5 protein-coding genes are annotated in these 9,345 nt (G+C 66.4%); all 5 read left to right on the top strand.

Annotated features, from left to right (window positions below; translation table 11 throughout):
* Positions 1 to 83 precede the first annotated feature (83 nt).
* The 5 genes from HDA40_RS34785 to HDA40_RS34805 all read left to right on the top strand — a co-directional run bounded on the left by HDA40_RS34785 (position 84) and on the right by HDA40_RS34805 (position 8,901).
* Entirely contained in the window at positions 84 to 1,676 is a 1,593-nt protein-coding gene (locus tag HDA40_RS34785; RefSeq protein WP_253762057.1) for a DUF2397 family protein, read from the top strand.
* Positions 1,673 to 2,941, top strand: coding sequence for a DUF2398 family protein (locus tag HDA40_RS34790; RefSeq protein WP_253762060.1), 1,269 nt, complete (start codon positions 1,673 to 1,675; stop codon positions 2,939 to 2,941). The genes HDA40_RS34785 and HDA40_RS34790 overlap by 4 nt, the downstream gene beginning before the upstream one ends.
* On the top strand, positions 2,928 to 7,109 hold the full coding sequence (locus HDA40_RS42335) for an SbcC/MukB-like Walker B domain-containing protein (RefSeq protein ID WP_253762062.1): 4,182 nt from the start codon (positions 2,928 to 2,930) through the stop codon (positions 7,107 to 7,109). Before HDA40_RS34790 ends, HDA40_RS42335 begins: the two co-directional genes overlap by 14 nt.
* Positions 7,106 to 8,446 (top strand): DUF2399 domain-containing protein, encoded by a 1,341-nt coding sequence (locus HDA40_RS34800; RefSeq protein ID WP_253762064.1) that lies wholly within the window; start codon positions 7,106 to 7,108, stop codon positions 8,444 to 8,446. Before HDA40_RS42335 ends, HDA40_RS34800 begins: the two co-directional genes overlap by 4 nt.
* A gap of 152 nt (positions 8,447 to 8,598) precedes the next feature.
* Positions 8,599 to 8,901 (top strand): DUF3140 domain-containing protein, encoded by a 303-nt coding sequence (locus tag HDA40_RS34805; protein WP_253762065.1) that lies wholly within the window; start codon positions 8,599 to 8,601, stop codon positions 8,899 to 8,901.
* Positions 8,902 to 9,345: the final 444 nt, after the last annotated feature.

The following is a 9,345-nucleotide window of genomic DNA, read 5'->3' on the forward strand; positions in this document are numbered from 1 at the left end:
CGGATTGTGTAGATAGCCGATACTCTGTGATTCTCGGTCACGGCACCGCTGGTCGCGCCGTGGCGATTGGGGAGGTACGCCGGGTGGGAAACACACCGGACCGCGCCGGCGGCGAGCGCGACGACGATTCGTGGGATTTCCAGGTCGATGTCACCGACTCGCGGCGCGCCATGGCGTATCTGGTGGCACCTGGCTCCGCGGACTATATCCGGATCATGACCGTGTTGGAGTCGTCCCTGACGGACCTCACTCCAGCCGAGATTGCCGCGCTCGTGTCGGCTTCGGGACCGGCGATGGCGGACGACCTTGTGCAGAAGCGGCTGGACAAGCTCAAGGATTGGACGGCGGCCACAGGTCGCAGCGACCCGGCTCGGATTCGGCGGCACGCCGACATCCTGGCTCGGAACTGGCGCTGGAGCGCCACCCCCGCAGGTCGGCAGGTGCATCGTTTCTACACGACCGTGCTCGCCGCTACCCCGACGATGCGTGAGATCCCGTTGCCCAGCCTGGCACGGATCGTGGAGTCGGTCGAGAAGCTGGCAGCGGCTGTGCACTCGACGCGGCGTGACGATGCCGCAGTCGCCGAACTGATCGGACGGCTGTTCACCGGTCACGACGATCTCGATGCCGCCCTGGTGGGCGCAGAGGACAGTTTGGCCGGGTTGGCGGATCGCTTCGACCTCGATCACGACGCTACTTCCGAACTCAAAGGATTGTTGGTCGACTATGCCACGCATGTCGCGGGTGAACTCGACCGAGGGACGCAGCGGGCACACGACCTGCTGCATCGCCTGCTCCAGCCCCACTTCGCGACCCTCGCGGCGGTGGCCGTCGCCGGTTCTCAAGCGCGTGCGCTCATTGAACGTGGTGCGCTGACAGCGTCGAAAGGCGGCCGTGTCTCCGATTGGGAAGGGCTGATGGCGTGGTGCGATCCGCACACTGGCCGGTCGAGCAGGTTCGCGTTGCGACTGGTTCGCGCCCTGCCGGGCATGCACGCCAACCTCAGGCGCCTACACAGTTCGGCTAGCTACGGCACCGGCCGCGCCCGATCGCTGCTACTGGCCAAGGCATGTCTGGATGAGCGCTATGGCACGGCGATCCTGCTCGCGGCCACCGGCGACCATAAATGGCGCAAATTGTACGGGGAGGCGGAAGACACCGATCTGGCGAGCAACCCCATGTGGCGTGGTGGACCCTCGGTGGAGCTGCCCGAACTTCTGCGTACGACTGGCCGGACTGGTGCCCGCGGCCGGGCGCCCGCCGCGCGTGACGACGCGGCGGCGCGTGCGGCGGTGCAGGCCGCCCGCGAACGGAGAGTCGCTGAGCACGCCGCAGCGCTTACGGAGATCCTCGCCGCCGAGCCGGGGCAGAAGCTGTCGGCGCGGGCTGCGACGGTGGCGTTGGCGGCCCTGATGACCGCGGTGCGAGCTGGGCTGTCCCGCGGCACAACGGATCGGCGTGTCGGCACCCGGGACGGCCTGTCGTGCACGCTGTTTCACACCGGGGAGGGCATCGGCGCGCTGATCGCGCCGACGTGGCGGGTGCTGTTGCCTGGACGTCGGCCGGTGTTTCACCTGCCGGGACAATGGGCAGCTCGGCCGCGGCAGACACGTCCCGACTTGGCCGTCCGCGCGGTCGCAATATTCGAGCGGGCTGATCAGGCGGCCCGGCCATGACGACGACGTCGAATCCCAAAGCATGGCGGCGGCGTTCTGGACACGGACCGGAGGCAGCTGCCGAGACGGCTGCTGCTCTTCGTCTGCTGATGGTTCAGCCGTGGCTGGTCGCCGGCCGGGATGACATTGCCATCGCCACCGTCCGCCGCAACGAGACGTCGATACGTGACGTGCTAGCCCGTCTGGGCTGGGTGCTTGTGGTCGATCGGGACTTCGTGCGGTTGCGCAAGTCGGCACCGGTGCGACGTGACGCCTGGGCGGTCAATGGGCCCAATCCGCTGACGTGCTCGTGGTTCTTCCTGTTGGTCGCGGCGGCGGAGTCGTTGCCACGCCGAGTGAGTATCGGCCAGCTCGTCGCCGCTGCGCGTACGGCGGCCGCCGAGGCGGCCATACAATCCCGCGATGACAAGCCAGAACGGCTGGCGATTTTCAACGCGTTGAAGATGCTGGACCAGCGCGGCGCGGTTGAGAGCATCGACGGCGATGTCAGCGAGTTCCTCCGCAACGACGACCCGCCGGTTCTGCTGGCTATCCACCATCATCGGCTGGTGCACATCATCGCCAACTTCGCCCCCGCCGATCCGGTGGAAGATCCGTTGGGCTGGCTCGAGCAGGTGGAGCGAGAGCCCGAAGCCGCCCGGCGGATGCGCCGTCGGCTCATCGACGACACGGCTGTCTATTCCGGCGATCTCGACCCTGACGAGGCCGATTGGCTGTCGCGTCGGGTGCGCGGTGACGATGGGCTGCCGCTGGCCGAGGCATTCGGGTTGCATCTGGAGCGTCGCGCCGAAGGCGCGGCGTTCGTCGTACCGCTGGAGTCGTTCCGGTCGCGGGATCAGCTCGGCGACTGCCCATTCCCGGGTGGAGGCACCGTGGCGCATGCCGGGTTGCTGCTGTGCGATGTGGCTGATGCGCATGGCACGATCGACGCCGATCGTCCCGGCTGGCGCGGACTGGCCCGGAGCGAGGTCCTCGCCTACCTCGCGGACTTCGCCGAGCGCTACGCCGATCAAGGGTGGGCGGCCGAATATGTGCAAAGCCTGCCCGTGCTGGCCACGGACGTCCTGGCGCTGCTCTCGGGAGCAAACCTCGTCCGGGTCGAGGACGCCACGTGGTGGTTCACGCCGGCAGCCGGACGGTGGGAGCGTCCAACCGATCCGCACGTTCGGCGACCTGCTGGGCGTCGTGCTGACGCCAGTCCAAGTGGCATGTCCGTCGGAAACACTGGAGCGGCGCCACCGGAGGGACACCGTGACATCGACTGACCTTCTGGCGATCCTTGACGATGACAATCCCGCCGAACCGGTAGGACACGCCGAACGCTTCACCACACGATGGCGGCTGGTCGGCGCTGGCCTGTCCAATGTGTGGCGCTACGGCGATCTGCACCTCGACGCACCCAGCGGCCGCTTGTTGCTGCGAGGTCCGAACGGCACGGGAAAGACCACCGCGCTGGAAGCCTTGTGGCCGTATCTTCTCGATCTCAATCCGCAACGGCTCGCCGCAGGCAAAGCCAGGCCAACCACGCTGTCGCTGCTGATGCGCGAGGGAGCCAACGGAGCTAAACGACGCTGCGGATATCTGTGGCTCACCCTGGCCGCACCAGGAAACGAAGGGACCTTCTCCTACGGCGTACGCCTGCTGTTCAGCGAGAGCGGGTCGCCGGCCGTGCGGGTGACGCCGTTCATGGTGCCCGGAGTGCCGTTGCGGGATGTCGCGTTCTACGGCCCGAATCGCGGATTCCTGTCGGCCGATCAGTTCACCGAGGAGATAGCCAGAGTCGGGGGCATAGTCTTCGACGACGAAGACGCGTACGTAGCTCACCTGGCAACCCGGATCTGGGCCGCCGACGAACGCGAGCTACTCGAACTGGCCAACCGCGTCCGGGCCGTCCGCAACCCCACGCTGCTCGGTGATGTGTCACCTCGCGCCGCCGCCGAGACTCTGCGCGACGCGCTCCCCGGAGTCGCGGACGACGTCGTCACCGCCACGGCTGAAGCGCTCGCCGAGTCGGAAGCGACCCGGGAGGCGTTCCAACGCGACCGCGACGCAGCCGTCGCCCTTGATCGCTTTGCCGAAGCGTGGGCCGGACACGTCGTCGAGGTCGTCACCGGCGCGACCGCAACCGCGAAGAAGGCGTTGTCGGACGCCAAGGAAGCCGAGCGGCAACGCGAAAAGGCCAGCAAGAAACTCGAGGACGCCCGCCAGCAGCGCGACGAAGCGGAGAGTAAGTTCGCCGAACTCTCCCAGACAGCCCGAAGTCTCGAGGCGACCATCCGCGCATTGGAAACCTCTGAGGGATACAAAGCGGCTGGCCGCCTCACCGCCATGCAGGACGCGGTCTCCAACGATATGCGAGCCGCGTCGACCTCGCTGACGGCGTTCCAGACAGCCGTCGAGACCGCAACCCAGCGGGCCGCGCAGCTACGCGAAAGTGCGTCCGACATCGAGGTAGACCTCGAAGAGATGTTTGCCGCAGCCGCAAGAATCGACGGTCACGCCCGATCCGACCACCCGCTGCTCATTGTCGGCACCACACCGCAGGATGCCTTCCACATCGAGACGGTGACGATCGACCCCGGGCCGGCGACGCAGATCGCCGTCGATCTCGAACGAACGGACGACCTCGCGCGGTCCTGGAAGAACCTCGCAAGCGACCACCGAACGCGAGGTGACAGCGCACAGCTGGCACTGGCTGATCGCCGCGAGACCGATGAAGCTGAACGACAGGCAGACGACGCCTCGGACAAGGCACGAGCGGCGAGGCTGCAAGCCGAGCAACAACAGCGAGAACTGGCTCGCGAAACATCAGCTGCGCGCACCGCTATACAGCAGTTAGTTGACGCTATAGAGGACTGGTACGCCGAGCATGAGCCACTGGTCTCGCTAGTCGACGATGCAGTTCATGACGCATCCTCGGCTACAAATGTGGACTCCTCGGTATGGCATCTCCCCGAAACGATCGCATCGACGCGAGACGAACCTGCTCAGGCGCTCACCGAAATTGACAGCCTCGCCAATGCCATCAAGGACAGCGGCCAAACCGCTGCCGTCGATCTGCGCCATCGCGCTCAGATCGTCCGGAAGGCGGCAGCCGCTCTCCGCGAGGAGCGCAACCGACTGCTTACCGAGGCTCGGCAACTACGCGAAGGCAAACTTCTGCCGGTCCCACGGCCCGACTGGGCTGGACCACTTGCTGAAGGTGCCGCATTCGCCGACGCGATCGACTGGCACCCCACGTACACCGACTCGGACGGACGTGCGCGCATCGAATTGGCGCTGGCCGCCAGCGGTCTCCTCGGCGCTGTGCTTCTGCCCGACGGTGTGCACACTGAGGCGTGGTATGTGACCGCGACGAGCCACTCTAGCGAACCTAACCTGTCGTCGGTGCTGATCGCCGACCCGGCTCATCCCTTGTCAGGCGCGGCAACGAGAGTTCTGACCGCAATCCCGCTTCGTGACACTGCCCGCGTCGCCGACACGAACTCGGGGCTGACCGTCGGACGTGACGGGACGTTCGCCGCCGGGCCGCTGCACGGCCGTCCAGCCGGCGTTGACGACCCGGCGCGCAGACCGGCGGCCGCCTATGTGGGTGCCGCGCAACGGCGCGCCGCCGCCCTCGCCCGAGCTGAGGAACTCGAAGCACAAGCCGCGATCCTCGAGGGACAAGCCGACGACCAAGATTCCGTCGCCAGACTGCACCAATTGTCCGCCGAGCGGATTGCCTCGGCCGTGAGGCAGTTCCCTGACCGCTCTGCGGCAACCCGGGCTGAGAGTACCCGGGCCGCAGCAGCGATCCTTGCCGGTCGTCTCAACACGAAGGCAACCGAAGCGTCCGTACGGGCCGCTGAACTTGGCGAGCTGGCCCATGACCTGCGCGCCGAATGGACGCAGCGAACCTTGGCACGCGGCTTACCTAGCGACAAGGCCGAACTGGGTCGTCTCCGGGACGCCGAAGCCGAAGCCGCAAAGAAGCTCGACGGGCTGGCGAAAGACCTGGCCGCCCGCCTGCGGCCGCGGCTCCAGCGCCTAGCGGGCAACGCGGTCAATGACCGCGAACGCAATCACGCATTGGGAGGGCAGCACGCCGAAACCGTCGCCGCGGCGCGACATGCCCGCGAGGTCCAGACCGAGTACGACGCCTTGGTCATGGCCGTCGGGCTCGACGCCGAGACCGCGCTCGCGCAGCACGCCCGCGCCAAAGAACGGAGGCAAGGGCTGGCCGAGCGACTCATACTCGCTGAAAGCACCGCTAGCGACAAGCGCATCGAAGCCCAAAAGATCGGATTCGAACTGAATCAAGCCGCGGATAGGGTCGAGAGCCTCGTCCCGCTCACCGCCGCCGCGATCCGGCAGCTACGCGGTCTTGTCGATGTTCCCGGACTGGCGCAAGCTCTCGGAGGAGAAGCCGCCATAGCGACACCATCGGACGACGATGCCACTGATGAAGCCTTCGTCGCCGCTGTCAGCGCAGCGCTGACCGGCAAGCGGGCCATCAACCGACGCCTGCTACGCGAACGTTACGACGCCTGCCGGGCGGATCTCGCTGGACTCTGGACACTGGATCCCGGCGACAGTTACGACAGTCTCGACACGTACGTGCTGACCCACGACGGAATGTCCTACACGCCGCCCGCCGCCGCCGAAGCCGGACGCCGGCTCCGCGATCGGGCACAGGCAGCTCTCGACAAAGCGGAGGAGTCCGCGCTGCGCGACTTCGTCATCGGCCGCCTGCCTCTGGCCATCGGCACCGCATGGGTCGGCATCGAGGACTGGATCAAAGACGTCAACCGCAAGATGAACAAGGCCGCCGCATCCTCCGGCGTCGGCGTACAGGTCAGAAAGACCCTGCTGAAGGACCTCAGTGCAGCCGAACTGACCGTCCATCGCCTCGCCTGCAAGGAGACCACCCTCACGAGCGCGCAACAGATCGAAGTGGGCGAGGCACTGCAGGACCTCATCAACGCCGCTGACGGTGCCACCACCGCCGAGAAACTGGCCAACGCCATCGACCTCCGCAAGTGGCTTGACATCACTTATGAAATCGTCCGACCCGGCGGCCAAACCAGCCGCTGGTCCTCTAAGACAGGTCTGTCGGGTGGCGAACGTCGCCTGGTCGTCCTCGCCCCGATGCTCGCCGCCGTCGCCGCCTACTATGACCAGCTCGACCTCGCCGGGTTGCGACTGACCGCCCTCGACGAAGTTCCCGCCGAGGTCGACGAACGCGGCCGCGAAGGACTTGCCCGCTACCTTGCAGAGCTCGACCTGGATCTCATCTGCACCAGCTACCTCTGGGACGGCGCCCCCGGAGCGTGGGACGGAATCGACGCATGGGACCTGGAAGCGGGACCCGACACTACTGTCGTCGCCTTCCCCATGCTCGTTCGGGGCCTGAGCCCGCTGCCGGGCGACTCCGGCGAGGAACCCGAATGATCGAAAACGTCGGCGTGTGCGAATGGTGCGCTTCTGACTGCGCCAATGTCGACTTCAGCCCACTACGCTCGGCACAACTGGACTGGTTCTGGCGCCAGCTCGCGGCTGCCGGCGATCGACGCGGCGACCGGCAACTCACCAGCGGGACCGCGACCATCACCGCTCCTGCCAGCCCAGCCGAACGTGCCGCGGCACTAGGACTCCTCGGCGGACGCGTCCCGCGCAGCGGCCAGAGTGTGCGTGTTGACCTCGCCGACCTGACCGAGCGCATCAGGTCTCACGATCCGGTCGTCACGCCGGGCATGATCGCAGCCCACGTGGTTGAGCGAAGCCTCGGTGAGCGCGTACGCCAAACCGCACAACGCCGCAACAGCCTCGAACAGCTACGCCTGCGCTTCACCGCAGTATTTCAGACGCTTCCAGAAACCTCCCCGGTAGAGCCTGACGCTGACCAGATCTGGGCTGTGCTGCAGCGGACCGGATGGACTGCCCGCATGCTCGCCGCGTCCGATCCGGCGAACCTCGTCAGGCAGGCGGTAGACGTCATCGCCCGGTTGCCTGCCGAAGGCAGCCGCCTCGATCGACGGTTGCTCGCCGAGTCGGTTACCCGCAATCCGCATGCCCTTGACGCCGGGACGTTGCCCGGGCTCGTCCTTGCCGTCATGGCAGCCGCCGGCACCATCCCTACCGGATTGGCTCCGCGAGCGGCATGGACCGCGCTCGGCGTCGACTATGACGACCTCACCGGAGGTCTGCTAGCATTCGGAATCCAGCCGCTCGGGTGGGTGCTGCCCGCAGACGCCGTAGTCACCCTTCCACCGCGCGAGCTCGTGAACCGTAGCTGGCCACATCCACCACCAGACGGCGGGTGCGTCTTCGTCACCGAGAATCCGTCGATCGTCGGCGCCGCCGCAGATCTTGTCGCCGCAAGTCCGCAGTCATCGAAACCCATCCGTCTGTTATGTACCGTTGGTACGCCTTCGGCTTCCGAGATCGACGCGATCGGCAGACTGGCGGCACAAGGCTGGCAAATCGCGGTCCGCGCTGACTTCGACCCCGCGGGTCTGCGACATGTCGCGTCGCTTCTGCGCGGCGTCCCGACTGCCCGCCCATGGCGGATGGGCGCACGGGATTATCTCGACTGCCTAGCCGGACTCTCCAACGCCGACCGCGTCCGGCTTCCGGAGCAAGCCGTCCTGGAGACGCCATGGGATGCCGAACTCGGCCGTGTCATGGGGGAGCAGAAGGCCGTCGCGTACGAAGAGGGCCTGATCGAGGCACTTCTCGCCGACCTGACCGCCGATCGAAATGGCCCTAAGCGGCTGCGCGCCTCATAGCGCAACCGCCAAGAGCGTGGGCTGTCCCGCAGATGCCCGGTAAACCGTCTGTGCGCTGGACCGCTGAGTACGCGACTCGCGACGTAGAGGAACAGGTGATGGCACAGAGATGTACCGATGCCGAACAGGTATGGCAGCGATTTCACGATCTGGTGAACAGGAACTCGAGGCAGCTGCGGGACTCGCTGGCGGCCAGCCCGTCCGTCTACGGCCAGGAGGCACTTGGCGTGCCGCGTGAGGAACCCGAGGGTGATCCAGGCGACCTGGGCTGGCGGGTCGTCGAGGTGCTCGGCAAACGCCGGACCGACGTGACCGAAGCAGACGTCGAGGTCATGGCCCGGACCATCGGGCTCATCGAAATCCGGCTGGCGAATCCGCCAACGCGGGACAGCGACGCTGAACAATGGCGGCGCGGGCTCATGTTGCTCGGCCACGACCCGCTCGATTCGGGCTGATCGGGGCACGACGCCGTCATGTCCGATGTGACCGTGGTGATTGCCACCCGCAACCGCCGCCGACGTCTCCTGGAGGTTTGGCGACTGCGATCTTGCGGTCGCCAAATAGAGATCAAATCCGTGATGTCCGTCGTCTACTCGGCACTGCGCGAGTTGATCTATGGCGCGCACTGGCCAATGTGGTCGCTCGTGTTGAACGTTTGGGCAGTGTTTGACGTGCCTTGGCTCATATACCCTTTCGATCCGCCCATTTAATCAGAGGCGGTTGCGGGGCGGTGTGCCGCTCAGTGGCGACGGGAGGTCTCGTGTCGGGGACGCAGGCGAACGGGTTGCCTGACCCGGGCACACAGATGACTTTGGACGGTCAGCTGGTAACGGTATTAGCGGCGTCGCCAAGCCTGTCTGGCGTTGATCTAGTTTTCCGTCTTGGTGATGGAACATTAG

This window comes from Hamadaea flava, assembly GCF_024172085.1.
Lineage (GTDB): Bacteria > Actinomycetota > Actinomycetes > Mycobacteriales > Micromonosporaceae > Hamadaea > Hamadaea flava.